Source organism: Pontibacter anaerobius, assembly GCF_026241195.1.
Classification (GTDB): Bacteria; Bacteroidota; Bacteroidia; order Cytophagales; family Hymenobacteraceae; genus Pontibacter; species Pontibacter anaerobius.
In genome coordinates, this window is the sequence record NZ_JAPFQO010000014.1 from 24,300 (window position 1) to 50,908 (window position 26,609).

The window sequence follows — 26,609 nt, forward strand, 5'->3', positions numbered from 1 at the left end:
GGAATTAATAATTGTCTTTGAAGAAGTTCAGGTATACTTCAGGGTCTTTCTTCTGTAAAAATTTCTCGAAGTTGGCAGAAGAGATAACAAAGGTAATGAAATCTATGCCTCTAATTCTACCTATTGGCGCCTGCGGAGCCTTTTGTTTGATGTTATATGAAAGTGCCAGCTGCGGGTCCTGGAAAGAACGGGCAACCAACATGGTTTTGCCTTCTCCAAAATCCAGAGAATCCAGAGCTATTTGTTCCTTCTTATAATACATGCTGTTATACTTTTCATACTTCTGCTGTATGTCGGCGAAGGCTTTGGCATCATTTGGGTAAATCAGTACAAAATAATAGGCAGAGTCTGCCGCTGCTGTGTACTCCAGCGGGTTGGCCGCTGGCTCGGTAAGCGTATCTGTATTGGCCGTTACGCGTTCCTGCTGTTCCACTGAGTCTGCCGCTGTTACCACTGGTTGTGCCTGCTGCGTGGTGTTGGCGGGTTGCGGAGGATTGGCAGGAGGTAACGCAGGCATTGCCTTTGCCGCTGATGCTGTAGCCTGAGCAATTTCTGTGCTAACTTTCTGCTCCGGGGTCAGCTGCTCCTTCTGCTGCTTAGGAGCCGGCGGGGCAGGGGCCTCTGCCCGAAGCTGTTTTTTTTGCTCCAGTTCCTGGTAGGTGGCGAGCAATTTGTCGGCCTGCTTCACCAGGGGGCTATTTCTATGTTCCTTCTTAAACCTGTTTAACTTGTCGCGCAGCACTTCCGGCTTTTCGGTGCGGGCGGCAACCATGGCATCCAGAAACATCACCTTGTCCTGAATGTCGTTGAAAGGGTACTGCGCCGTGATGAGCTGAAGTTGCTCCAAGGCCATTTTATACTCCTGCTCCTCGTAATGCGCATAGGCTGAGTCGTAAAGCGCATGCACCTTTAGGTTATCGGCAGCGTTCTTGGCCGTAAAGCCCTCATCGTCGAGCAGGCGGGCATAGGTGGTGCTCGGGAACTGCTGCTTTATCTTATTATAATATACCTGTTGCTGCTCCTGGTTGCCGGTGCGGCCGTAGAGCAAGTATAAACTATAGTATGTTTCGGCAGCATGCGATGTTAGCGGGAAGCGTTGTAGCAGCTGCTCGTAGGTGGCAATGGCTTCTTCAGGGGCCTGTAGATTCTGGGAGTAGATGACCGCTAAACGGAAAAGCGCCTCCTCCACCATTCTCTCGGACTGCTGCAGAGCAATGGTAGTAAGCGGCAGGTTTTGCTGGTAGGTAGCCATTTGGGCCTGCATACGCTCTTCAGGGCTTTCTTCCTCGGCCGTCGCGGCTAGGCTGTCTGGCGCCTGTGCCACCACTGCAGGCATATTCTCAGTTTCGCCACGGGTACGGATGCGCCAGAAATCCTGATTCGGGCGATCGCCCCAGCGGCGGGTAAACTCTGCGCGTGCTGTGGCCATGGCCGAGGGGTTATCGAAATACCATACACCTCCCGCCTCATTACTGGTGCCAATGCTCGCATTTTTATTGTTTCGCACCGGGTTGCGGCGGTTTTCCTGCTCCTGGCGCTGTGCCTGCTCCTGTTGTTGAGCCAGTGCGGCAAGGCGTTCTTCCTCTTCGCGCTGCACCAAAGCCTGCAGAAACTCCAGGCGCTCCGCCTCCGGCATCTTTGCTATCCGCTGCAGGCTGTCCTGGGTCTGGATGGTGGTGTACTGCTGGGCGAAATCAGCCAGAATATCGCGGCGCTCTGCCACGGCCTCATACATGGCAGCCTGTGGCGGGTACACCTGCACGGCACTGTCATAGTAAGCGGCGGCAAGCTCATACTTTTTCAGGTTCTCAAAGTAGATCTCACCCGCCGATACATAGCTGTAGGCTTTCTGGTTAGGCAAGGCACCCGGTGTGCGCAGCGACTGGTTCAAATACTCCAGCGCCTTGTCATAGTTCTGCTGGCGGAGCTCGAACTGGGCCATCTCGTAATAGATCTTATCGCGGTACTCTTTATTCTTCTCGTCTTTCAGGAGTTTCTGGTAATAACCTTCTATACGCTCTTTGTCGTCGTTATCGGCCAGCTCGCTTACCTGCCCCAGGTTCAGGCGGCTGAAGAAGCCCAGGTCATAAGGCGGGTTGTTGCGCAGCACCTTGCTGTATTGCTTGCTGGCCTCCTTGTTCTGACCTGTAAGCTGATAAAGCTGTCCCAAAGTATAACGTACCCGCGATTCATCATCCTTTTCCTCAAAGTTGGGCAGCGAGAGCGCCAGGTTCTCAATGACCTGTGCCGTGTCATTCTGCAGGCGGTAGTATTGGGCGCGGGTTAAGTATAGCTCACGGGCATTCTCCTTGTTCAGGCGCTCTTTGCGCAGGAACTCCGATACTTGTTGGGCGTTTTCCATCTCCCCCAGCTTTATAAAAGAGCGCATCAGCCACACCAGGGCCTCGTGCCGCTCGTCTTTGCCCTTCCCGTTCGCATTTACATACTTAAAGGTGCGCACGGCCTCCTCAAAGTTCAGCTCATAAAAACTTGCCTGGCCTATCAGCACATAACTATTATCTACCCACTTGCTGTTCTGGTGGTACTGTATAGGGAATGATGCCTTCTTCTTGATGTCCTCCAGGTCGGCGGCCAGGGCGGTAGCGGTGGCTGTGTCGAGGGGCGGAAAGATAGGAAGCACCTGGCTGTAGTCGTACACCGTCTGCTCTTGCAGCTTCTCCTCCAATAGGCGCATCTTCTCCTTGGCCAGAAAATAACCATTGTAGCGGGCAGTGGTGTTGTGGTATGTCTTGCTGAGCGGGTTGTTGCGCTCGGCAGAACATGCCGCCAGCAGCAGCCCGGCAAGTAGAAAGAATATGTGCAGCGGTTTCTTGTTCAAGGCGATGGTGTGTGCAGCGGGTTTTGAGTGCTTCTTTATATATAATATGTAAACGTTGGGGGCAGGATCAAAAGTATAGGTTTTCGGCCTGTAACAGTTGGTGCAGTAATAGTTATAAAGAGTGCCACGCCCCGGCTTATCTACAAAAATACAATAATCATCGGATAGTTAAGCAAATAGCTTATTTGCGGACTGCTATTGAACTATACAAAAATCTAAATGGTTTCAGGCGTGGCATACTTTACTGCTGAGGCGCTGCTTTGGCTGTAAGCTCGTAAAAAGGAGTATCTTTGCAAACTTCTGAAGCACATGGAAAATCAGCCAGAAAAAGAGCAGAAGCCTGAGCAGCGCAGGCAAGAGGGTATAAAGCCCTATGTAAAGTACTCGGGCATGGCGTTCCAGATGATCGGGGCGCTGGTGCTGGCTGCCTTTGCCGGCCGCTGGCTGGACGGGTACATGGGCAACGATAAGCCCTGGTTTACCATTGCCTTGCTTTTGGTGGCTGTTGTCGCTACCATGGTCCTGACCATACTATCTATAAATAAAAAATAACCCGCGTGAAGTTTGTTCGAAACCTGGTCATACTTACAGCCATACTTTGTGTAACCATAGGAGCCCTGTTGCAATTTACCGCTTACTCCCTGTTGCACAGCTACATCTGGCACATGCTGCTTTTCTTTGTGTTTATCACCGGCTTTACCTACTACCTAACCCAGATGGGCTACAAAAACGACCCTGAGAACTTTCAGGTGTACTATTTTGCCTCCATGGGTTTCCGGGTGGTGCTAAGTATCGGGGTGGTGGCACTGTACGTGTGGTTCTTTAAAGAAGGCAGGTTGCAGTTCGTTTTCAACTTCTTCGCGTTATATTTCCTGTTTACCGGGTTTGAAATTTACAGTTTGTTGGCTAACTTGCGCCCGCATTTGAGAGGGCAGGATTAACGGTAGGTTCTGTCTGTAAAATATTGCTCCTAAATCATTCTTAATGAAGAGGTTATTCGTTCTATTGTTTTCCTTCCTTACGCTGACTGCTTTTGCTGAAGCACCTGTGGAAGGCGGAGAGTTTCAGCCAGGGGATATGATCACGCACCACATCGCTGATGATTATACCTGGCATTTCGCAGACGGTGCAGTTCTTTATCTGCCTGTTATACTGGTAGACAATGGTGAGTTTAAAGTGTTCTCTTCTCACAATTTCTACGATGAGAACCATGAGACAGTGCCCTACAATGGGTATGCGCTGGCGCATGGCCACATAGCACGCGTGGATGAGGCTGGCGAATCGCTGGAAGCGCATGGCGGGTTGTACGACTTCTCTATTACAAAGAACGTGGCCTCGATGTTTATTAGTGTGGCACTGCTGTTTGTGGTTTTCTTCCTTATTGCAGGCCGCTATAAAAACAACCCGAAAGCTGCCCCTCGCGGAATCCAGTCTTTCTTTGAGCCGATCATTATCTTTATTCGCGACGAGATTGCCAAGGCGAACATCGGTCCGAAGTATGAGCGTTATATGCCATACCTGCTCACCGTGTTCTTCTTTATCTGGTTCAACAACCTGCTGGGTTTAATGCCAGGTGGAGCCAACCTGACGGGTAACATTGCTGTAACGCTGGTGCTGGCGCTGATTACACTCCTTATAACTGTGTTTAGCGGTAACAAGAGCTATTGGAAGCACATTTTCGCGACACCTGGTGTGCCAACCTGGTTGGCCCCGATTATGATTCCGGTGGAGTTGATCGGCATCCTGACAAAGCCATTCTCCCTGATGGTTCGACTTTTTGCCAACATCACGGCAGGTCACATTATCATCCTGTCGCTGTTTAGCTTGATCTTTATCTTCAGAAGTATAGCTGTAGGCCCGCTAAGTGTTGCCTTCGCTACTTTCATGAACTTCCTGGAGTTGTTCGTGGCCCTGCTGCAGGCTTATATCTTTACGCTGCTTTCTGCCATGTATTTCGGCGGTGCTGTGGAAGAGCATGATCACGCTGATGAGCATCATTAATCTGAATTTTATTTTTTAACTATATATTTCTATAACTATGTTGTTAGCAATCTTGCTTCAAGCTGTTTCTGAAGGCGCTGGTCTTGGTATCATGGGTGCCGGTATTGGTGCAGGTCTAGTTGCCCTTGGCGCTGGTCTTGGTATCGGTCGCATCGGTGGTTCAGCTATGGAATCTATTGCTCGTCAGCCTGAGGCTGGTGGCAAAATCCAAACTGCCATGATCATCTCTTCTGCACTTATCGAGGGTGTAACCCTGTTCGGTGTAGTAGTGTGTCTTCTGATCGCTATTGCTTAATTACTTTATTTTAAAGTAACAAGCTAACATGCTTTAATGATCTCACGTCTGGGCGCATGGCCCAGACGATGAGGTCAAAAGACATAGTACAGATATAGTTAAAGGCGGCCACGAAGGCCGCTCAAAAAGAACTTAATACTCAACCTTCATAAAAAATGGAATTAGTAACCCCTGGTATTGGTCTACTTTTCTGGCAGACGGTAACGTTCCTGATCGTTCTGTTCCTGCTTGGTAAGTTTGCGTGGAAGCCGATCATGAGCGCCCTGAATGAGCGCGAGACTTCTATCGAAAATGCCCTGAGCGCAGCTGAGAAAGCGAAGCTGGAGATGCAGGCGCTGAAAGCTGACAACGAGAAACTGTTGGCAGAGGCTCGCATGGAGCGCGACAAGATTTTGAAAGAAGCTTCAGAGGCTGCTAACAGCATTGTGGAAACCTCTAAGCAGAAAGCGAACGAAGAAGGTGCCCGTATGATTGCCCAGGCTCGCGAGGCTATCGAAAACGAGAAGCGCGCTGCTATCACCGAGGTGAAGAACATGGCGGCCTCTCTGTCGCTGGAGATCGCGGAGCAGATCCTGAAAAGAGAGCTGAGCGATAAAACGGCACAGCAGACGTTGGCTCAGGATTATATCCGTGAAGTAACGCTTAACTAACAAAGTATAAACGCGGCCTGCCCCGGTAGTGCCGCTGCCATATAAACAAGCACTATGTCAGATATTAGAGTTGCTTCCAGGTATGCGAAGTCGCTGATTGAGCTGGCTGAGGAGAAAAGTGTGCTGGAACAGGTAAATGCAGATATGCAGCTGTTTACGCAGGTAGTATCCCAGAGCCGTGATTTTAAGCTGCTGCTGGAGAATCCGATTGTGAAGTCAGATAAGAAGCTGGCGGTGATCAATGCGGTATTCAAAGGAAAGGTAAATGAACTGACGCTGGCCTTCTTCAACCTGATAGCCCGCAAGAACCGCGAAGCTATCCTGGAGAGTGTTGCTACTTCTTACCAGGACCAGTACAGGGAACTACAGGGCATCCAAACTGCCGAGGTGGTTTCTGCTTACCCGCTTACCCCTGCCCTGCGCGATGAGCTGGGCCAGAAGCTGGTAGCCCAGACGGGCAAACGCATTGAGCTTATTGAGCGCGTAGATCCATCACTGATAGGAGGATTTGTGCTGCGCGTAGGAGATAAACAAATCGACAGCTCTGTGAAGAACACGCTTCGCAAGCTGAGAAATCAATTTAAAGACAACCCATACATTAATAAACTATAATCATGGCAGAAGTAAGACCTGACGAAGTATCAGCCATATTAAGAGAACAGCTATCTAACTTCCGTACCGAGACGGAACTGGAAGAAGTAGGTACTGTGCTGCAAGTGGGTGACGGTGTCGCTCGTATCTATGGCCTTTCCAAGGCCCAGTCTGGTGAGCTTTTAGAGTTTGAGAACGGACTGCAGGCACTCGTTCTGAACCTGGAAGAGGACAACGTAGGTGCCGTATTGCTCGGCGACTACAGCGAGATCAAAGAGGGCGCCACTGTAAAAAGAACAAACCGTATTGCCTCTATCAAAGTAGGCGACGGCATCATTGGCCGTGTGGTAAACACACTGGGTAACCCGATTGACGGTAAAGGCCCAATTGCAGGCGAAATGTATGAGATGCCACTGGAGCGTAAAGCACCAGGCGTTATCTTCCGCCAGCCGGTAAACGAGCCAATGCAAACTGGTATTAAGGCGATCGACTCTATGATTCCGATCGGCCGTGGCCAGCGTGAATTGATCATCGGTGACCGCCAGACAGGTAAGACTGCGGTTGCTATCGATACTATCCTGAACCAGCGCGAGTTCTTCGAAAGAGGAGAGCCTGTTTTCTGTATCTACGTTGCTATTGGCCAGAAAGCCTCTACAGTAGCGCAGGTAGTGAAAGCCCTGACAGAGGGTGGCGCTATGGATTACACTGTAGTTGTAGCTGCTTCTGCCGCTGACCCTGCTCCAATGCAGTTCTTCGCGCCGTTTACAGGTGCTGCCATCGGTGAGTTCTTCCGTGATACAGGCCGCCCTGCACTGGTAGTTTATGACGACCTTTCTAAGCAGGCCGTTGCTTACCGTGAGGTATCCCTGCTACTGCGTCGTCCACCAGGACGTGAGGCTTACCCAGGTGACGTGTTCTACCTGCACTCCCGCCTTTTGGAGCGTGCTGCGAAGATCAACGCATCGGATGAGATCGCCCGTAACATGAACGACTTGCCTGACTCTATCAAGCATTTGGTGAAAGGTGGTGGCTCTTTAACAGCCCTTCCGATCATCGAGACGCAGGCTGGTGACGTTTCTGCCTATATCCCGACGAACGTGATCTCTATTACGGATGGTCAGATCTTCCTGGAGACTAACCTGTTCAACGCAGGTATCCGCCCGGCTATCAACGTAGGTATCTCGGTATCTCGTGTGGGTGGTTCTGCCCAGATCAAGTCAATGAAGAAAGTAGCTGGTACCCTGAAGCTGGACCAGGCGCAGTTCCGCGAACTGGAGGCTTTTGCTAAGTTCGGTTCTGACCTGGATGCCGCTACCAAGCTTACAATTGAGCGTGGTCGCCGTAACCTGGAGATACTGAAGCAGGCACAGTACTCACCGGTACCGGTAGAGGAGCAGGTAGCAACGATCTACGCTGCCACTAACGGTCTGCTGGATACAGTTCCGGTAACGGAGGTAAGAAACTTCGAGAAAGACTTCCTGCGTACACTGCGTGCACAGCATGCAAATGCCCTTAGCGCGCTGAGAGCTGGTAAGCTGGATGACGAAACAACTGCCGTTATCAAACAGGTAGCGAAGGAAACTTCTGCCAAGTACAACAAATAGACTTTAAGTAAGAAGGCTGAAGGTTAAGAGGTAACAGCTTTTAACCTTCGGCTTTTGCACATAGCAACAACATATGGCAAGTTTAAAAGAGGTTAGAGGCCGCATTACATCGATCTCATCGACGCAGCAAATCACCAAAGCCATGAAAATGGTGTCGGCTGCCAAGCTTCGTCGCGCACAGGACAGCATCTTAAGAATGCGCCCTTATGCACAGCGCCTGAGCGGCATCCTGACAAACCTGTCATCAATGGCCGAGGGTTCTGTGTCAAACGCGTACGCTGAGAAGCGTGAGGTGAACAGCGTGTTGATTATCGCGATAACCTCTGACCGCGGTCTGGCCGGTGCCTTTAACTCAAATATTGTAAAGGGTGTAATGGCGTTAGTAAATGGCAAGTATAAAAGCCAGTACGAAGCCGGAAACGTTACAATTCTGACGATCGGCCGCAAAGGCTTTGATGCTTTCCGCAAGAGAGGCTTCAATGTGATCGGCGACTACAGCAACACCTTCGCTAACCTGTCTTTTGAAACAGTTCGTGCCGCTGCAGAGCGGGCCATGGCCGATTTTGTGGCAGGTGAGTATGACCAGGTGGATATCGTTTACAACGAGTTCAAAAACGTTGCTACGCAGATCGTGCGCCAGGAGCAGTTCCTCCCGATTGAAGAGAAACCAGCAGAAGAGGTAGACGCTGAGGTAATGCTGATCGATTATACTTTTGAGCCATCGAAAGAGCAGATCATTGAGGAGCTTATCCCGAAATCGCTGAAAATTCAGGTGTACAAGGCAGTGCTGGAGTCAAACGCTTCTGAGCACGGTGCCCGAATGACCGCCATGGATAAAGCGACGGAGAACGCTGGTGAGCTTCTGAAACAACTGAAGCTTACTTATAACAGGACAAGGCAGGCAGCCATCACGAAGGAAATCCTTGAAATTGTTGGTGGTGCAGAGGCCTTAGCTTCAGAATAAACAAGAACAAAAGAGTTCAGGAGCAGCGCCCACCGATAAAAGTGGGCGCTGCTTATTTTTGTAGGCACCAGTGTCGCGCTATTGTTATCAAACTGTAAAATAAGAGTTGTGACGCAGATCGGGGCGCTTAAGTGGGTAGTACTTATTATATTTGTAGGAATTGATCTATAGTAGAATGAGATACAAAGAGTTATTCAGGCAACTTAACCGGGCAACAGCCACGGCAGCCTGTGCGCTGCTCCTGGGCGCTTGCGCCGGAACCACACCCACTACCCCAGCGGCATCCAAAGTAAAGGAGGCAAAGCAAGAGGCATTCAGCCCAATTTTGCAGCGCCCAAAACTGGTGGTAGGAATTGTGGTAGACCAGATGCGCTATGACTACTTGTATCGCTACTGGAGCAAGTATGGCAACGATGGCTTTAAGAAAGTGCTGTCAGAAGGCTTTAACTTCAAGAACACGCAGTACAGCTACGTGCCTACGTATACAGGCCCTGGCCATGCATCGATTTATACAGGAAGCGTACCTTCCCTGAATGGAATAGTTGGCAACAGCTGGTATGACCGTAAGCAGAAGGAGGTTGTGTACTGTGTGGAGGATAAATCCGTGCAGACAGTAGGCAGCAGTTCTGATGCAGGATTGATGTCGCCGGCAAACCTGAAAACAACAACTATTACAGATGAGCTCAGGCTTGCCACTAACAAACAAGCCAAGGTAGTAGGTGTGGCCCTGAAAGACAGGGGATCTATACTTCCGGCAGGCCACCTGGCAAATGGGGCCTACTGGTTTGATTCTCAGAGCGGAAACTGGATTACAAGTACTTTTTACCACCAGCAGCTGCCGCAGTGGGTGCAGGAGTTCAATAATCAGAAGTTGGCAGACAAGTACTTGAGCAAACCCTGGGAAACACTGCTTCCGATAGAAGAGTATACCGAGAGCACCGCAGACGATATGCCTTGGGAGAGAGCCTTTTCCGGTGAGCAGAGCCCGGTTTTTCCGCATAATGTGCCTGCCATTCGGGGAGAAGATTATGAGCTGATTCGCTCTGTGCCTGCGGGTAACACCATAACCAAAGATTTTGCATTGGCAGCCTTGAGGGGCGAAAGCCTGGGCAAAGACGATGTAACCGATTTTCTGACTGTAAGCTTCTCTACGCCGGATTACGTGGGCCACTCTTTTGGCCCGAACTCTATCGAGGCCCAGGATGTGTTTCTGCGCCTGGACCAGGAGTTGGCCGAACTGATCAGTACTATTGAGCAGGAAGTAGGAAAAGGGGAGGTGCTGTTCTTCCTTACCGCGGACCATGGCGCCGCACATGTGCCTGCCTTTATGCAGGAGATGAAGGTTCCGGCCGGCTTGGGTTCATCCGGTGTGGTGCGAGACTCCGTGGATGCTTATTTAGATAAAACATATGGCAAGGCCGACTGGGTAGAGCATTACATAAATCAGCAGCTGTACTTGAACCGAGCCATCATTGATAGTAAGAAGTTAAACATAGCCGACGTGCAGCAGAGCGTGGCCAATTACGTGCTGCGCCTGGATGGCGTGATGCGCGCTGTGCCTGCCACTACGCTGCAAAGCAACAATTGGGGCACCGGCATGATGGCCCGCGTTGAGAGTGGCTATAACCCAAAGCGCTCCGGCGATGTGGTGGTGCTGCTGGAGCCGGGCTGGTTCGAGGGCTACGGAAAAGAGCCGAAGGGCACAACGCATGGCTCCTACTCAAACTACGATACCCACGTGCCGCTGCTGTGGTACGGCTGGAAGGTGCCAGCAGGAGAGAGCGCTGCCGAGGCAGAAGTATCGGATATAGCTGCTACGATTGCGGCCTGGTTATACATACAAGAGCCAAACGGAAGCGTGGGCAAACCTTTACAAGTATACATGAAATAAACCATAGCGCCTGAAGAAGAGCAATGATTGACGGCGCATTTTAATTTAATGATGAATATGGAGAATACAGAGGACAAGAACAATCCATGGCATAGTGTGAGCTACGGCGACATGTCGCCGGAAGTAGTTACAGCTATCATTGAGATTCCGAAGGGATCGAAGGCAAAGTATGAGCTGGACAAAGATAGCGGCATGCTGAAGCTGGACCGAGTACTTTTCTCATCGGTGAACTACCCTGCCAACTATGGCTTTATACCACAGACTTACTGCGACGATAAAGACCCGCTTGATATACTGGTAATCTGCTCGATCGATGTACAGCCGATGTGCCTGATCGATGCGAAGGTGATCGGTGTGATGCAGATGATCGACAACAACGAGGAAGACGACAAAATCATCGCTGTGGCTTATAACGACATGTCGGTGCGCCACATCAATGATATTTCAGAGCTGCCGCCGCACACGCTGCTGGAGATGCGCCGCTTCTTCGAAGACTATAAGAAACTAGAGAACAAAGAGGTAATCGTGGAGCAGTTCCTGGGCCGTGAGCACGCCTACAAAATCATCCAGGACAGCATTGAGCTTTACAATACTACTTTTGGTGAGCCCACCAGGAGAGAGCAAACGCTTTAACCCTATTACTTTTCCTGTTAAGCCTGGCGTGGGGTACCCTGTGCCGGGCTTTTCTATTTTTAAAGTATAAGCCTGTTACTGCTTGCTGTAGCAGCGGCGCCAGTGTTTGATTAGTGGAGGAATTGTTGCGTACTTGCATATAAGATGGAGGTAAACAAGCGGATCGGGGAAGGGAAAATGCAAGGCCAGCTGCACCAGCTGCTGGAGGGGCTGCTGTATAGCAGCGTTTTTATATCTTTCTGTGGCTTCGCCCTTACCGTGGAGACCTACCTGCTGGCGAGGCTGCCGGTGTCGCTGCCTATGGCGGTGTTCGTGTTTCTGGCTACCTTGTTTACCTATAACCTCAGCAGCGTGCAAAGTATACTACGGCATCCCAGCCAACGTGTAAACAGCCAGGATCCGGTTTGGGGCCAGCGGCACAAAAAAGGGCTGGCTGTGCTGGGCGTGCTAAGTATAAGCGCGGCAGTGGTTTTATACTTCTGGTTTGATCTGCGGGTAAACCCATGGTTCCTACTGCACTTGGCGTTGATCTCGATTGGTTACACGGTGCCGGTGCTGTACAAGCGGCGGCGGGTGAAGCCCTTGCGTAGCGTGCCATTACTCAAGGTTTTTCTTATTGCCTATGTTTGGGCGGTGGTTACGGCTGTGTTGCCCTTGCTGGATGCGGGTATGGAAGTATGGCAACCAGAAACCGTGAAATTTTTCCTACGCCGCTTCTTGTTTATACTTGCCCTGGCGCTCCTGTTCGATATTCGTGACTACACTTACGACAAAGGCATGAACACGCTCACCTTCCCTGGCTGGATTGGCGTGCGTAACACGAAGCTGTTTTCGCTGGGTTTGCTGCTGCTGTACGTGTTGGTGCTGCTGAGCAGCGAGAGCGGGCTTATACTTTGGGCGCTGGTGGCCAGTGCTGTGGGCGCAGCGGTCATTGTGTGGCGGTCTGCAGTAAACCGGCCACGGGCCTATTTTGCCATACTTGCCGACGGGGCCATGCTGCTGCACGCTGGGCTAGTGTTTCTGGCTACGGCAGTGGTTGGGTAAGATGCAGAAAAGCCCTCGGTAGGTGATCAATTACGTCTGAGGCTGTCATGGCGATATCCCCAACGGTTTGCAGTGCCAGATCTGCGGCCAGGCCATGCACAAACACACCCAGCCGGCAGGCCTCCTCTAACGTATACTTTTGCCCCACCAGCGCTGTAATGACACCCGTAAGCGCATCGCCGGTGCCGCCGGTGGCGAGCCCTGCGTTGCCGGTGGTGTTAAAGTGTACTTTGCCTTCTGGTGTACCAATGGCGGTGTGGCTGCCCTTTAAGGCAACATAGCAGCCATACTCCTGGCAAAACTCACGCAGGTGCTGCATGCGGTCATAGTCGTTCTTTACCTTGCCCACCAGCCGCTCAAACTCCTTGGGGTGCGGCGTAAAGATGAGCTTCTTCTTAAACAGCTGCGCTTTCAGTTTCTCGCTGGCGCCAACAATATTGATGGCATCTGCATCCAGCACGATGGGGTGAGAAGTGGTGGCCAACAGTTGCCCAATAGCCGTTTTCGTGACACGCTCCGTTCCAATGCCCGGTCCAATCCCGATTACATCAAACTTATCTATCTCCAGGGGCAGCTCCGAAAGGTGCTTCCGGTTCTTGTCCGTTAGCGTCATGGCTTCGGGCACAGCGGTCTGAAGTATAGGATAGCCGGCCTGCGGCACCTGAACCGTTAAAAGGCCGATGCCGCTGCGAAGGCAGGCGCGGGCGGCCAGCACGGCGGCTCCCATTTTACCATAGCCGCCGCAGAGCAGCAACGCATGGCCATACAGCCCCTTGTGCGAGAACTTCTTGCGGGGCTTCAGAAACTGTTGCACATCCTCCTGTTTGGTGCAATAGAGGTCAGACTTTGCCTCAGCGATAAACTTCTGGCTCAGCCCGATTGGCACCACATGCCACTCCCCCACAAAGTTCTCGTGCTGCGGCAGCAGGAACGCAAGCTTGGGTAGCTCAAAGCTGATGGTATAGTTGGCCCGGGTAATAGCTCCTTCTTCGGGTGTCTGGCTGTCGGAGTAGAGGCCGGAGGGGATATCGATGGAGGTGATGGTGGCGCCGCTGCTGTTCAACTTCCGGATCACTTCTCCATACAAACCGGTTACGGGACGGTTCAGGCCGGTGCCGAAGAGGGCATCTACCACACAGGCCGTATCGGTCAGTTCAGGAACGGCAGATGGCTGTTCCACGTGGATAGGCTGCAGCTCTTGCGGCAGGCGCTTCAGGTTCACATTAAAATCATCCGAAGCCTTCGAGACATCTCCTACTATGTATGGCTGCACCTTATACTTGCGCTCGTGCAGCAGCCGCGCCGCCGCCAGCCCGTCGCCACCGTTGTTGCCCGGGCCGCAGAACACATGCACTTCCTCGCTAGGCTGAAACTTATTCTCGAACCAGCCGGTAAAGGCCTTTGCAGCCCGCTCCATGAGGTCGGTGGAGGAGATGCCTTCTTCCCGGATGGTATATGCGTCGGCTTCGCGTGTTTGTGCAGCGGTGAGGATTTTCATGTGGAACAGGTGCGTTACGTTTGCCTAAATATACTGCATTGCGAAGGTTCGGTTGCAGGTATGGGAGCAGCTGGTTTTGCCGAAGCCATACTTTGCATATCCGGGAAAGGGGCATCAGCAAAAAAAGCAGCAGCTGTGGCACAAAATGTGCAGAAATGCAGTTTATTAGCTACAGCTCAACCTAAACCTACTTTTTAATTTGAAACTAAAGAATAAACTGACAGCCTTTCTGCTGGGGCTGGTGGTGCTGGCAAACCCTGTGCTGGCGCAGACACAGCAGCAGCCGGATGCCATAACGGAGGTTACGGCGCGTCCTGCCGCAACTGACAGCCTTCTGCTTACCACACCAGACTCATTAGCGGAAGCTATTGTTTCTGCTCAGGGCGATACAGTTTACCCGGGCCAGAAGAAACCGTTTACCGAGGCGCAGCTGCGGGAGGGCGAGAACAAGCGCTACCTGAAGCGAGCCGTGCTGCCGGCCGCCGCCCTGATCGGAATGGGCGTGTACACGATACAGGGTAATGGGTTTTTCAGCAGCCACGATGCCCGTGATGCCCGCAACAGGCATGCGCCTGATTTCAGCACAAAGGTAGACGACTACCTGTTCTTTCTGCCAGTGGCTTATTTGTATGGGTTTAACGCGTTCTCATCCCAGAACCGCCACGATATCCGCCGCCAGACGGGGCTGCTGTTAGCCTCCGGTGCGCTGACCTCGGCCATTGTGTGGCCCGCCAAAAAACTCACTGATATCGACAGGCCTAATGGCGATCCCACTGCTTTTCCCTCAGGCCACACGGCTTACGCCTTTACCATCGCCACGCTGGTGGATAAGGAGTTCCGGCATAAGAGCCCTTGGGTAAGTGTGGGCAGTTACGCCATTGCCAGCGCCACCGGCGTCATGCGTGTGATGAACAATGAGCACTGGATGGCGGATGTGCTGGCCGGGGCTGGCGTAGGCATCATTTCTGTGAACACCGTGTACTGGCTGCACGATAAATTTGCGAAGGACAAAGGATTAAACACAGCTGTGGTTCCTACCGTGCTACCAAACGGAAGCCCTGGCGTAGGGCTGCATGTAACCTTTTAGGCCATACCTTACGAAGAATGGAAGGCGCTGCAGGAGTAGCGCCTTTTCTTTTTATCTTTACCGGATGCCACACCTCCGCTACCTTATACTTTTATACTTGTGCCTGCTGTCTGGGGCTACGCTGGCGCAGTTGCGGCAGGTGCAGGGCGTGGTGCGCGATGCCGCCACAGGGGAGCGGTTGCCCTTTGTCAGCATCGTGGCCAACGAGGGGGAGACCGGCACCACCACTAACCTGGAGGGGGAGTATCGTCTGCGCTACCACCAGCCCATCCGCAGCCTGCGCTTCAGTTATGTGGGCTATAAGCCAAGTATAATCTATCCTGATTCTGTGGAAGAAATAAACGTGCAGCTGCAGCCCACGGCGGCGCGGCTGCAGGAGGTGGTGGTGTTGGGCACTGGCGAAAACCCGGCGCACCGCATCATACAGCTGGCTACACAAAACCGCGAGCGCCACCGCCTGCAGAACCTGCAGGGCTATACTTACCGAACCTACAACAAATTCATACTTACCGCCACCGATGTGGGGGCGCAGGAGCTACGCGATACCCTGCAGCTTTCCAAACGCGACTCGGCCTACCTGAAAATGCGCAAGCTGCTAGGCCAGCAGCACCTGTTTCTGCTGGAGAGTGTGACCGACTACGCCTTTCTGCAGCCGAATCTCACCAAAGAAACCATATTGGCTACACGCGTTTCGGGCCTACAGCAGCCGAGCTTTGGCGTGGTGGCCGCCGAGGCCCGCGATTTCTCGGTGTATGACGACCTGCCGGTGTTCTTCGGCAAGCGCTACCTGAGCCCCATCAGCCCGGGGAGCACCCGCAAGTATGATTTTGTGCTGCAGGAGACGGTGGTGCAGGGACAGGACAGCATTTTCATCATCTCCTTTAAACCCGGGCAGGGCAAGAATTTTGAGGGCCTTGAGGGCCTGCTCTACATCAACAGCAGCGGCTGGGCGGTGCAGAACGTGCTGGCCGGCTCGGCAGGTGACGACGACAAGCGCAACATACGGCTGCAGCAGCAGTACGAGCGGACAGGGCCGCAGCAGCAGTGGTTCCCGACGGAGCTGGACGTGGAGCTAAGCATCCCACAGCTCAACCTGAACGGGCACGAGCCCTACGCGCACATGCGCACCTACATCACCAACATCAACCTGAAGCCTAACCTGCGCCGCTCCGATTTTGGCGTAGTGGCCCTGAAGCAGCAGCCCAACGCCAACCGCCAGCCCGACAGCTTTTTCCAGCCCTACCGCCCCGACTCGCTCACGCAGCTGGAGCAGCGCACCTACGAGCGCCTCGACAGCGTGGGCCGCGCCCAAAAGCTGGACCGCACCATCCGCACCCTGGAGTACCTGATGAGCAAGCAGATTCCGATTGGCCCCGTTAGCCTGGACCTGAAGCGCCTGTTCCGCGTGAGTGCTTTTGAAGGTGTGCGGCTGGGGATGGGCGCACATACGAATGACCGCTTCTCGGAGCGGTTTAAAGTGGGCGGCTACTGGGGCTATGGTTTCAAGGATGAGGAGGCCAAGTATGGTGCCGATGCCTCGGTATTACTTTACCAGCCGCTGGAGCTGCAGCTAAAGGCGGTATACTTTGAGGATGTGCTGGAAACCGGCGGACGCAGGCAGGCTTTTGAGGAGAGCCACGGTTTGCTGGGCAGTCTGCGGCGCGCGCTGCTGACGGACATGGATTATACCACGCACCAAAGTATAGCCTTGCAGGGCCGCGTGCTGCGCTACCTGCAGGCCAATGCCCAACTGCGGCAGGAGGAGCGGCGACCAACGCTGCTGCAGCCGGAGGGGCAGCCGCTGCCCACCTTTAACCTGGCGGAGGCGGTGCTGAGCCTGCGCTATGCCCCCGGCGAGCAATACATGCAGCAGTTCAACCGCCTGGTGCCGATGACGGATGAGGACCGGCCGGTGCTGTGGCTGCAGTATACCCGTGGCTTGGATGGCTTTTTAGATGGCGATTACAGTTACAACAAGTATGATCTGCGGCTGAAGGCCCTGCTGCGGCACCGCACCTTCGGCGAGAGCAGCTTTATACTTGCAGGCGGATTAGTGGATGGCAACGCCCCGCTGGTGACGCGCTACAACGGCTACGGCAGCAACAACCCCGACTATAAACTGTACACCGGCGAGGGCTTCGAGACGATGTACCCCTACGAGTTCTTCTCCGACAGGTATGCCGCTTTGTTCTTCTCCCAGAACTTTGGGAAGCGCCTGCTCAACACCCGCTTCTTCGCTCCCGACCTGGTGGCGGTCACCAACATCGGCATCGGAAGTATGGCGGAGCCGTTGCCGGAGCTGCCAGAGGTAACCTTCAGAAGTATGCGCAAAGGCTTTTTCGAGTCCGGGGTGATGCTCCATAACATCATCAGTTCCCCGTTTAGTGGGGTGGGCGTAGGTGCTTTTTACCGCTATGGCCCCTATGCCCTGGATAAAAAAGACGATAACCTGCGCATTAAGCTCACGGCCACTATACTGTTCTAAAGTATAAAACTGGCCTTGGGGCATAGGGGGGATTGCATCACCCGGAAACATTTAACCGCAAAGGCGTTACAGTTAGTTGGCCGAAAATCGATAACTTTACAGAACCTTCTTATATTCAGTAATTCAACACCATGACAGTATCTAAAATGGCGCAGAACCTGATCGGCTCCGAAATTATTCGGGTGGCCGGCGAGGTGAACGCAATGATTGCCAAGGGGGAGCCTATCTGCAACCTCACCATCGGCGACTTTAACCCAAGCATTTACCCGATTCCGGAGGAGTTGCGCAAAGGCATTACCAAAGCCTATGAGCAGGGGCACACGAACTACCCGCCTGCCAACGGCGTGGCGGTGCTGCGCAAGGCGGTGGTGGCCTTTACCAAAGAGCGCCTTGGCCTTACTTACCCGGAGAACGATATACTGGTGGCTGGCGGCTCTCGTCCGCTAATCTACGCCACTTACCTGGCCCTGGTAGATCCGGGCGATAAGGTAGTGTACCCCACACCATCCTGGAACAACAACCACTACTGCCACCTTTCCGGCGCTACGCCGGTGGAGGTGAAAACGCGGCCAGAGAACAATTTTATGCCGACTGCCGAAGATGTGAAGCCACATCTGAAAGGCGCTACCATGCTGGCCCTGTGCTCTCCGCTGAACCCGACGGGCACGATGTTCTCTAAGAAAGACCTGGAAGAAATTTGCGACCTGGTGCTGGAGGAGAACCGCAGCCGCGGTGAAGGCGAAAAGCCCCTGTACGTGCTCTACGACCAGATTTACTGGATGCTGACCTTTGGCAACGCCGAGCACTATGACCCGGTGAGCCTGCGCCCCGATATGCGCGACTACACGGTATACATCGACGGCACCTCCAAGTGCTTTGCCGCCACAGGCGTGCGCGTGGGCTATGCCTTTGGCCCGACGGTGGTGATGGATAAGATGAAATCCATACTTGGCCATGTGGGTGCCTGGGCTCCTAAGGCCGAGCAGATGGCTATGGCCGAGTTCTTGGGCCAGCCCGAGGAGGTGGACGGTTTTATGGGTGAGTTTAAGCCGAAAGTACAGGAGAGCCTGAACGTGCTGTACAACGGTTTCCAGGAGCTGAAGTCGGAGGGTTATGCCGTGGATGCCATTGAGCCGATGGGCGCGATCTACCTGTCTGCGAAGATGGACCTGGCGGGCAAAACCGCACCGGATGGCAAAGTGCTGGAGACGAGCCAGGACATAACGTTTTACATACTACACGAGGCAAAGCTGGCCGTGGTGCCGTTCTCTGCCTTCGGCTCCGGCAAAGACCTCAACTGGTTCAGGCTGTCGGTGGGAGGTGCCTCTTTAGAGGAGATTAAGGCATCGCTGGGCAGGCTGCGCGAGGCGCTTCAGAAGCTGAAGTAATATTATTCCCCTCCTTGGAGGGGCAGGGGTGGGTTTATGCCTGCCGCAAGATTTCATCTTGTGGCTTTTGAATGGGGCAAGCTTTCAGCTTGCGTTGATTGCTCGGTCTATACTTCCGCAAGCTGAAAGCTTGCCTCATGGGAAACCACGAGTTGAAAACCCGCGGGAAGTTAGCTTGCTATTGAACCTGTGCCCTAATTTTAGCCTTGGCCAAGGGAATGGCAAACCATCCCGAAAATGAATCTATCCTTTGCAGAGACGCTCTAACCGGCGTCTCTGTTTTTTGACCGTTAATCAATCCGGATCTGCCGGTTTATACTTTCCTCCAGGGAAATCAGCGTTTCGGTGCGCTGCACACCCTCTATAGACTGCAGTTTCTCGTTAAGCACCTCGCGCAGGTGCTGGGTATCGCGGCAGATGATCTTGGCAAACATGCTGTAGGCACCGGTGGTATAGTGCAGCTCCACAATCTCAGGTATGTCCTGCATCTTCTTCACGGTCTCCTTATACTCCGAGCCCTTCTCCAGAAACACACCGATAAACGCGCAGATGTCGAAGCCTACCGCCGAAGGGTTAATCAGCAGCTGGGCCCCTTTTACCACGCCCATTTCCGTCAGTTTCTTCATCCGCACGTGTATCGTGCCACCCGATACGTTCAGTTCTTTGGCAACATCGGTGTAGGCGCGGGTCACATCCTGCATCAACAGGCTCAGAATCTGCTTATCCAGTTTATCAATTTCGTAATTCATATGCTCCTGTACTTGCTGCTGTTAACAAAGTTTCAAAGATAAAGCATTATTATTAAAATATTATCAAATTTAAAAAATATTATTTGATAAATTTATAAAATAGAGCAACGGTTTTTACATTTGTGATGTATAACGACTCAATTCTTTAACAATTTATCAAAAAATGATGGAGCAAGAAACACTAACTGAACCGACGGTACTTGAGGCCACGGTTAGCCACCTGAGCCGCGCATCGCTACCCAAGATCCTGAAAGTGCAGCAGGGTATTGTGCGCGCCACCCACGATTTTATGTACCGCAAAGGCCTGACGCAGCTGATGCCGCTCATGCTGTCGCCGATCACGGACCCGCTGAACCATGGCGTGGTGGATGCCACCATTGGCTATGCCGACCAGCGCTGGAGCCTTACCAAGTCCATGATCTTCCATAAGCAGCTGGCCCTGATGAACCCGGAACTGGACAGCCTCTACATTGTGTCGCCGAACGTGCGCCTGGAGTTTTCTGACCGTGCCGAAACCGGCCGCCACCTGTTCGAGTTCACGCAGATCGACTTTGAGTTTAAGGGCAAGGATCGCTTTTACGTGATGGAGTTTATGGAGGAGCTGGTGAATTTCGTGTTCCGCCGCCTGAACGAGGAACTAACGGAAACTGTACTTGAGCTGCGCGGGGAATTGCTGCCGCAGTACGAGAAGTGGGAAGTATGCCGTACCGAAAAACTGGAGGCTGCCCTCGGCCCGGATTACGAGCACATCAAATCGAAGGAAGCCACCGCGCCGTTCTGGCTGCTGAACCACAAGCGCGAGTTCTACGACAAAGAGGATCCGAAGAAGCCGGGCACATACCTGAACTATGACGTAATCTGGCCTGAAGGCTTCGGCGAGGGCTTGTCCGGGGCAGAGCGTGAGCACGAGTACCACCAGATTCGCAAACGCATGGACGAGGTAGGCACCAGCCAGGAGGCCTTCGCGCATTACCTGGAAGTGGCCAAAGAAGGCGGTATCCCGAAAACAGCCGGCGGAGGTTTTGGAGTGGAGCGCATGACCCGTTTTATCTGTCGCCTGAAGGATGTGGACGAGGTGACTGTGTTCTCGCGCAAGCCTTTTACCAAAGCTGTTTTTTAGCGTAAATAAGGATGTGATTAACCTATGTTAGATGACTAAAAAGATATGGATGACAATAGCGATAATGCGGATAATCCTGCGAATTATAAGTTAATTGAATGGTTTAAGATGATGTGAAGGCCTGCAACTGAGATGCTGCAGGCCTTTTTCTTGCCCAATTATCAACAGGATTTAAGAAATTCATACTTGCCTGTACGGCTTTGGCAGGTGTAATGTCAATTTTCAGATTCCCGTGAGCCATACTTTATACTTTCAGTAGCGCCCAAAGTATAAAATAACAGTTAGCAGCTTTGGGCCTGCTTTTTCATACTTATAAAGGGCTTAACACTTACGTTTTGGTTTAAGGCTGCTCAAGCGAGGTGTTAGTGTCGTGCAGCTTCTCGTAGAGCAGCAGCGAGGCTATGGTGCTGGCCAGTACCATGCGCGTGTCTTCGGTGAGGTTGGGCTGCAGCCATACTTTACCGTTGTTCAGCACCTGCACCGCCCCCAGCACCTCAGTCCCGTTTTTAAATTCATACCCCACAATGTCGGGTAGCGGCAACGTTTTGCCCTCAAACTTATACACAGGCGCTACTGTATACACGGTGCTGCCGTTGGATAATTCCCCCTCGAAGCGTCGGCGGTCCTGGTAGTGGCCCGGGTCAGCGGTGAGCAGGTGCCACTGTCCGCTCTCGGGAGAGGTGAAGTAGCTGGCATAGTACTCCAGGTTAGGCGAGAGCCGTATGCTGATGCCGTTGTTGGATTTCAAGTTCTTCTCGTGCAAACGGCTCGCACCAAACACATACCACGTTGTGCCCTGCGCACTCATCAGGCTAAATTCATGCCGCTGCCTGGATTTGACGTACTCGTAACCGAACAGGTTAAAGCCGCCACTGTTTTTCCAGCCGCGGTGCACGTTGGCCACAGTATAGCCGCCGATCAGGAAGTTTCCGTTCGGTTTTAATACTTTGCGGCCTTCCACAGGGAGCTCCTGTGCCTGTTGCCTAAAGCTTGATTCCATGGCCATATGCGGAACAGAACAGCCCTGCAGCGCCAGCACTCCCGCCAGCACAGCAGCCAATAGTCCTTTTTTCATAGTTTTGTAGATTGAGGTATAGGTACTTCTGTAATCCAGAGATTACAAGTATAGCCTTAGCATATATAGTGCCAGCTGCTGCAGAAGAAGCTGTTTCTGGGGCAAAAAATGGCTGGCTTATGTACAGAGAAAGTGGAAGTATAAATCAGGCGGGTATAAAGCTATTCACCTTAAGTTCGGGCACGAGTGGACGCTTGCGCCATAAGGTGCCTAATGTATAAATCAACATGAACTATTAACAAAAAAGGCAGAAGCCGAAGCCCCTGCCTTTCATACCTGCTGTGGTTTATACTTTAGAAGCTCAGAATCACCTCTTCGATGATGTCGCAGCACTCATGCAGCTGTTCCTCTGTCATCACCAGCGGTGGTGCAAAGCGGATGATGTCGCCGTGGGTAGGCTTGGCCAGCAGGCCTTTATCTTTCAGCTCCACGCACACATCCCATGCGGTGCGGCCATCGGCGGTAGGGTTAACGATAATGGCGTTGAGCAGGCCACTGCCGCGCACCAGCGTCACCAGCTCGGGGCGCTTCTCAATCAGGCGCTGCATGCGCTCCCGGAACAGCTCACCCAGTCTGTTGGCATTCTCCGTCAGGTTCTCGTCCTTTATCACCTCTAGCGCGGCAATGGCTACCATGGCAGCCAATGGGTTACCGCCAAAAGTAGAGCCATGCTCACCCGGCTGGATGCACAGCATGATATCGTCGTTGGCCAGCACGCAGGAAACCGGCAGCACGCCCCCGGAAAGCGCCTTACCAAGTATAAGTATGTCGGCTTTTACATCGTCGTAGTAGCTGGCCAGCAGTTTGCCGGTGCGCCCGATGCCGGTCTGTATCTCGTCTGCCATCAGCAGCACATCGTACTCCTTGCAAAGCGCGTGTGCCTTGGCCAGGTAACCTTCGTCAGGCACCACCACACCAGCCTCGCCTTGGATCGGCTCCACCAGGAAGCCGCACACGTTCGGATTCTCCTTCAGGGCACGCTCCAGCGCCTCCACATCGTTGTAAGGAATTACCTTATAGCCAGGCATGTAGGGGCCGAAGCCCTTGGTGGAATCCGGGTCGGTGGAGAAGGAGATGATGCCGGTGGTGCGCCCGTGGAAGTTATGCTCCACCACAATGATCTCGGCGTTGTGCGGCGCGATGCCTTTTTTAAGGTAGCCCCACTTGCGCGCCAGTTTGATGGCGGTCTCCACGGCCTCGGCGCCGGAGTTCATGTACAGCGACTTATCGTAGCCAAACAGCTCACAGATATATTTCTCGGCCAGGCCCAGCTTATCGTTGTAAAAGGCGCGCGAGGTAAGTGTGAGTTGTTGCGCCTGCTCTGTTAGGGCGCCTACAATTTTCGGGTGGCAGTGGCCCTGGTTCACGGCGCTGTAGGCCGACAGGAAATCGAAGTAGCGCTTGCCTTCCACATCCCATAGGTGCACCCCTTCGCCGCGGCTCAGCACCACGGGCAGCGGGTGGTAGTTGTGGGCACCATACTTGTGCTCGGTGTCGATAGCCTGCTGGCTGGAGGTGATGGTTTGAGTGTTCATAGTTTTCAATTATCAGATTCTTTGGAGAAAGGCAGCGTTACTGCCAATCATTATTACAGAATATAGGCTTTATTGTTGTCAAAATTACACATTTCAGGCCCACTTCAAAACCACGGGCAGACATATGCCCGTGAGCCGGGACACTGTTACAACGCCTGGGCAGCAGGCACAGTACGCACAGGTTTTGGCACGAACTGTATAAATGCCGTACTTTGCGTAACAAATAAGTATAACGGTGGCGCAGAAGTTAACAGAAGGAGAGGATTTTTACTTTAACCAGCAGGGGCTGATGGTGCTAACGGCAAAATACCTGCTAAAGCGCGGGTATTGCTGCAAAAACGCCTGCAAGCACTGTCCCTACGGCTTTCATAAAGAGGTGGCCGAGAAGCGGGGGAAAGTATAATACATGTTACCGGGGTTGGTGTTGCGAAGCAGATTCTATACACCGGAAGTAAAATTTTAGCTACAGGTTTGATATTCTGTATCTTTTTATAGATATTTGCACCCCTATTGAAATAAACCAGAAAAGAATACAAGATGGCACGAGTTTGCGACTTAACAGGTAAAAGACCACAGGTAGGTAATAACGTTTCGCACGCTAACAACAAGACGAAGCGTAAGTTTTATCCAAACCTACAGAAGAAGCGCTTCTACATCCCGGAAGAGGATGCTTGGGTAACGCTGAAAGTTTCTACTTCTGCACTGAGAACCATCAACAAGAATGGTATCTCTGCGGTGTTGAAGAAGGCTGTAGAGCAAGGTTACATCATGTACTAGTAGTGCTATACTTCCGGCTGCGCCGCCAGCGGTAGCTTTACAGCGCCACGGCAACAGGCACATCCGGAGAAAGCCATCTGGTACTTTAGATAAAACATCGGCAACGGAGAGAAGCTGTAGATGCTTTCCTCCGTTGCTCTTTTTTTGACCTTTGCCGTTTCTTCTGTGGCAGAAGGAGCAGCGCACAACGGCAAGTGTAAATTTTGTGAAGCACCAAAAGGTGATTCTACAAGAAAGTTTATACATTGTTTGTAATTAGAGATTTAAGCTTTTATATTTGCAGTCCTAAATAAAAAATTACTGTCGAGATGGCTAAAAAAGCAAAAGGTAATAGAATCCAGGTTATTATGGAGTGCACAGAGCATAAAGCTACTGGCATGCCTGGAACTTCAAGGTACATCACTACCAAAAACAGAAAGAATACTCCAGAGCGTCTTGAGCTGAAGAAGTATAACCCTGTGTTGAAAAAAGTAACTGTACATAAAGAAATTAAATAACCATGGCTAAGAAGGTAGTTGCAACCCTAAAGACCGCTACAGGTAAAGACTGGGCAAAAGTGATCAAGGCTGTGAAGTCTCCAAAAACTGGTGCTTACAGCTTTAAAGAGGAGATGGTGCCTGTTGACAAAGTTCAGGAGTACCTTTCTAAGAAATAATACAGCCTACTCTACATCGATAGATAGATAACATGAAGAAGTCCCTTTACTGGGACTTTTTTAGTATATTACCGTATCACTGATATAGCATTCACCCTACATCATAAACCGGCATGGGAATTTTTGACTTTTTCAGCAAAGAGAAGAAAAAAGAATCGCTGGACAAAGGCCTCGAGAAAACCAAGGACAGCTTTTTTGGTCAGCTAAGTAAAGCTGTAATTGGTAAATCTACAGTAGATGTGGAGGTGCTGGATGAACTGGAAGAAATTCTGGTGCATGCTGATGTGGGAGTAGAAACTACGGTAAAGATTATAAACCGCATCGAGAAGCGCGTGGCCCGCGACAAGTACGTGAGCACCGACGAGCTGGACAAGATCCTGCGCGAGGAGATTGCGGCCTTGCTGGAGGAGAACCGTGCCGGTGACGGTGCCAACTTCGACCTGCCGAAAGACATCAAACCCTATGTAATCATGGTAGTGGGTGTGAATGGCGTGGGTAAAACCACGACCATCGGTAAGCTGGCTGCCCAGTTCCATAAAGCGGGCAAGCAGGTAGTGCTTGGTGCCGCCGATACTTTCCGTGCCGCCGCCGTAGATCAGTTGATCGTGTGGGGCGAGCGTGTGGGTGTTCCGGTTATCTCGCACGGCATGAACACGGACCCTGCCTCCGTGGCGTATGATGCTGTGAAAAAAGGCGTGGAGATGAATGCCGATGTGGTGATCATAGACACAGCCGGGCGACTGCACAACAAGGTGGGCCTGATGAACGAGCTGTCCAAGATCAAGCGCGTGATGCAGAAAATAACACCAGACACGCCGCATGAGGTGCTGCTGGTGCTGGACGGAAGCACTGGCCAGAACGCCCTGCTGCAGGCCCGCGAGTTTACGAAAGCCACCGATGTTACAGCCCTGGCCATTACCAAACTGGACGGCACGGCAAAAGGTGGCGTGGTAATCGGTATCTCGGATGAGTTTAAGATTCCGGTGAAGTATATCGGAGTTGGCGAGAAAATTGAAGACCTGCAGCTATTCGACAAGCACGAATTTGTAGAGTCTTTCTTCTCACGCAAATAAAGTATAGCCATGGCCAAGTTCCTGCTGCTGCCGCTGGCGCTGCTACTCTCGCAGTGCAACGGCGCGAATCAAACCCATCACGATACACAAAACGACCAGATGGAGAACCAGGAGCTGCCGCAACAGGCACAGGAAAACAAGGCACAGCAAGCGCCCATTGAGCAAGGTATAGCCGGAAAAGTGCTGTGGCAGGCGGGCAACCAGATGCCCTCGCCAGATGCGCCGCCAAGTAAAGGCAGGGGCGTGGAGCGCACACTTTACGTCTACGAGCTTACCAACGCCAACCAGGCCAAAACCACAGACGGCGTTTTCCACACCAACATTCAAACCCAGTTAGTAACTCAAGTTAAATCGGATGCTGACGGCAACTTTGCAGTTAGCCTAAAGCCCGGCAAGTATAGCCTTTTCTCGAAAGAGGAGAAGGGCCTGTTTGCCAGCCTTTACGATGGGGAGATGAACATCAATCCCGTGGAGGTGCAGGAGGGGCAGGTGACAAAGGTGGAATTCCTGATCAATTACCAGGCGAGTTATTAACCAAGCTGAAAAGGTATACTTGCTGTAGTCTCAACCCTTTGTGTTCTCAAGCACTTTTCTCTAAGTACGCTACATTTTGGGCTTTCCAGCATTCACATTTGGCACAATACAAGTTGTGTGC

26 protein-coding genes are annotated in these 26,609 nt (G+C 52.2%); 21 read left to right on the top strand and 5 right to left on the bottom strand.

The window, feature by feature from the left end:
• Positions 1–4 precede the first annotated feature (4 nt).
• A complete protein-coding gene (gene porW, locus OO017_RS18375; protein WP_266054167.1) occupies positions 5–2,839 on the bottom strand; it encodes a type IX secretion system periplasmic lipoprotein PorW/SprE in 2,835 nt (944 codons plus the stop codon).
• A gap of 309 nt (positions 2,840–3,148) precedes the next feature.
• Here porW and OO017_RS18380 point away from each other — a divergent pair, with 309 nt between their 5' ends.
• From OO017_RS18380 to OO017_RS18430, 11 genes are all read left to right on the top strand, one after another.
• On the top strand, positions 3,149–3,391 hold the full coding sequence (locus tag OO017_RS18380; protein WP_266054168.1) for an AtpZ/AtpI family protein: 243 nt from the start codon (positions 3,149–3,151) through the stop codon (positions 3,389–3,391).
• Between the two features lie 5 nt (positions 3,392–3,396).
• Positions 3,397–3,780: a hypothetical protein gene (locus OO017_RS18385; protein ID WP_266054169.1), complete on the top strand. Its 384-nt coding sequence runs from the start codon at positions 3,397–3,399 to the stop codon at positions 3,778–3,780.
• Between the two features lie 43 nt (positions 3,781–3,823).
• Complete coding sequence (gene atpB, locus OO017_RS18390; protein ID WP_266054170.1) at positions 3,824–4,840, top strand: F0F1 ATP synthase subunit A; 1,017 nt, start codon at positions 3,824–3,826, stop codon at positions 4,838–4,840.
• A gap of 37 nt (positions 4,841–4,877) precedes the next feature.
• Complete coding sequence (atpE, locus tag OO017_RS18395) at positions 4,878–5,135, top strand: ATP synthase F0 subunit C (RefSeq protein ID WP_025608468.1); 258 nt, start codon at positions 4,878–4,880, stop codon at positions 5,133–5,135.
• Between the two features lie 155 nt (positions 5,136–5,290).
• Positions 5,291–5,785, top strand: a complete 495-nt coding sequence (locus OO017_RS18400; RefSeq protein WP_266054171.1) for a F0F1 ATP synthase subunit B — start codon at positions 5,291–5,293, stop codon at positions 5,783–5,785.
• A gap of 54 nt (positions 5,786–5,839) precedes the next feature.
• Entirely contained in the window at positions 5,840–6,397 is a 558-nt protein-coding gene (atpH, locus tag OO017_RS18405) for an ATP synthase F1 subunit delta (RefSeq protein WP_266054172.1), read from the top strand.
• Positions 6,398–6,399: 2 nt separating this feature from the next.
• Complete coding sequence (gene atpA / locus OO017_RS18410) at positions 6,400–7,980, top strand: F0F1 ATP synthase subunit alpha (RefSeq protein WP_266054173.1); 1,581 nt, start codon at positions 6,400–6,402, stop codon at positions 7,978–7,980.
• Between the two features lie 73 nt (positions 7,981–8,053).
• Positions 8,054–8,944 (top strand): ATP synthase F1 subunit gamma, encoded by an 891-nt coding sequence (gene atpG / locus OO017_RS18415; protein ID WP_266054174.1) that lies wholly within the window; start codon positions 8,054–8,056, stop codon positions 8,942–8,944.
• A 175-nt stretch (positions 8,945–9,119) separates the two neighbouring features.
• Positions 9,120–10,835, top strand: coding sequence for an alkaline phosphatase PafA (gene pafA / locus OO017_RS18420; RefSeq protein WP_266054175.1), 1,716 nt, complete (start codon positions 9,120–9,122; stop codon positions 10,833–10,835).
• 51 nt (positions 10,836–10,886) lie between these two features.
• The gene (locus tag OO017_RS18425; RefSeq protein ID WP_266054176.1) at positions 10,887–11,468 is read left to right on the top strand and encodes an inorganic diphosphatase; all 582 of its coding nucleotides are present in this window, start codon (positions 10,887–10,889) and stop codon (positions 11,466–11,468) included.
• Positions 11,469–11,612: 144 nt separating this feature from the next.
• Positions 11,613–12,512: a UbiA prenyltransferase family protein gene (locus OO017_RS18430; RefSeq protein WP_266054177.1), complete on the top strand. Its 900-nt coding sequence runs from the start codon at positions 11,613–11,615 to the stop codon at positions 12,510–12,512.
• Here the strand turns inward: OO017_RS18430 and OO017_RS18435 are convergent.
• Entirely contained in the window at positions 12,493–14,010 is a 1,518-nt protein-coding gene (locus OO017_RS18435) for an NAD(P)H-hydrate dehydratase (protein WP_266054178.1), read from the bottom strand. The two genes, OO017_RS18430 and OO017_RS18435, sit on opposite strands and share 20 nt — an antisense overlap.
• A 199-nt stretch (positions 14,011–14,209) precedes the next feature.
• Between OO017_RS18435 and OO017_RS18440 the strand changes: the two genes are divergently transcribed.
• The 3 genes from OO017_RS18440 to OO017_RS18450 all read left to right on the top strand — a co-directional run bounded on the left by OO017_RS18440 (position 14,210) and on the right by OO017_RS18450 (position 18,970).
• On the top strand, positions 14,210–15,097 hold the full coding sequence (locus OO017_RS18440; RefSeq protein ID WP_266054179.1) for a phosphatase PAP2 family protein: 888 nt from the start codon (positions 14,210–14,212) through the stop codon (positions 15,095–15,097).
• 64 nt (positions 15,098–15,161) lie between these two features.
• Entirely contained in the window at positions 15,162–17,582 is a 2,421-nt protein-coding gene (locus OO017_RS18445; RefSeq protein ID WP_266054180.1) for a DUF5686 and carboxypeptidase-like regulatory domain-containing protein, read from the top strand.
• 131 nt (positions 17,583–17,713) lie between these two features.
• Complete coding sequence (locus tag OO017_RS18450; protein ID WP_266054181.1) at positions 17,714–18,970, top strand: pyridoxal phosphate-dependent aminotransferase; 1,257 nt, start codon at positions 17,714–17,716, stop codon at positions 18,968–18,970.
• Positions 18,971–19,260: 290 nt separating this feature from the next.
• Here OO017_RS18450 and OO017_RS18455 read toward each other — a convergent pair whose 3' ends face one another.
• Positions 19,261–19,719, bottom strand: coding sequence for an Lrp/AsnC ligand binding domain-containing protein (locus tag OO017_RS18455; protein ID WP_266054182.1), 459 nt, complete (start codon positions 19,717–19,719; stop codon positions 19,261–19,263).
• 163 nt (positions 19,720–19,882) lie between these two features.
• Here OO017_RS18455 and OO017_RS18460 point away from each other — a divergent pair, with 163 nt between their 5' ends.
• Positions 19,883–20,839: an asparagine synthetase A gene (locus OO017_RS18460; RefSeq protein ID WP_266054183.1), complete on the top strand. Its 957-nt coding sequence runs from the start codon at positions 19,883–19,885 to the stop codon at positions 20,837–20,839.
• A 340-nt stretch (positions 20,840–21,179) separates the two neighbouring features.
• On the opposite strand, the gene OO017_RS18465 is transcribed toward OO017_RS18460, so the two are convergent.
• Positions 21,180–21,914, bottom strand: a complete 735-nt coding sequence (locus OO017_RS18465; protein WP_266054184.1) for a hypothetical protein — start codon at positions 21,912–21,914, stop codon at positions 21,180–21,182.
• A gap of 293 nt (positions 21,915–22,207) precedes the next feature.
• On the bottom strand, positions 22,208–23,449 hold the full coding sequence (gene rocD, locus OO017_RS18470; RefSeq protein WP_266054185.1) for an ornithine--oxo-acid transaminase: 1,242 nt from the start codon (positions 23,447–23,449) through the stop codon (positions 22,208–22,210).
• Between the two features lie 235 nt (positions 23,450–23,684).
• Between rocD and OO017_RS18475 the strand changes: the two genes are divergently transcribed.
• The 6 genes from OO017_RS18475 (at position 23,685) to OO017_RS18500 (ending at position 26,488) form a co-directional block, all read left to right on the top strand.
• A complete protein-coding gene (locus OO017_RS18475) occupies positions 23,685–23,852 on the top strand; it encodes a C1orf53 family protein (RefSeq protein WP_369426443.1) in 168 nt (55 codons plus the stop codon).
• A gap of 134 nt (positions 23,853–23,986) precedes the next feature.
• Entirely contained in the window at positions 23,987–24,226 is a 240-nt protein-coding gene (gene rpmB, locus OO017_RS18480; protein WP_266054186.1) for a 50S ribosomal protein L28, read from the top strand.
• 308 nt (positions 24,227–24,534) lie between these two features.
• Positions 24,535–24,723 carry a 50S ribosomal protein L33 gene (gene rpmG, locus OO017_RS18485; protein ID WP_073851609.1) on the top strand — a complete coding sequence of 63 codons (189 nt, stop codon included), beginning with the start codon at positions 24,535–24,537 and terminating at the stop codon, positions 24,721–24,723.
• Between the two features lie 2 nt (positions 24,724–24,725).
• A complete protein-coding gene (locus tag OO017_RS18490; RefSeq protein ID WP_071843114.1) occupies positions 24,726–24,881 on the top strand; it encodes a DUF4295 domain-containing protein in 156 nt (51 codons plus the stop codon).
• 113 nt (positions 24,882–24,994) lie between these two features.
• On the top strand, positions 24,995–25,954 hold the full coding sequence (gene ftsY, locus OO017_RS18495) for a signal recognition particle-docking protein FtsY (protein ID WP_266054187.1): 960 nt from the start codon (positions 24,995–24,997) through the stop codon (positions 25,952–25,954).
• 9 nt (positions 25,955–25,963) lie between these two features.
• Complete coding sequence (locus OO017_RS18500) at positions 25,964–26,488, top strand: carboxypeptidase-like regulatory domain-containing protein (protein WP_266054188.1); 525 nt, start codon at positions 25,964–25,966, stop codon at positions 26,486–26,488.
• The last annotated feature ends 121 nt before the right edge of the window (positions 26,489–26,609 follow it).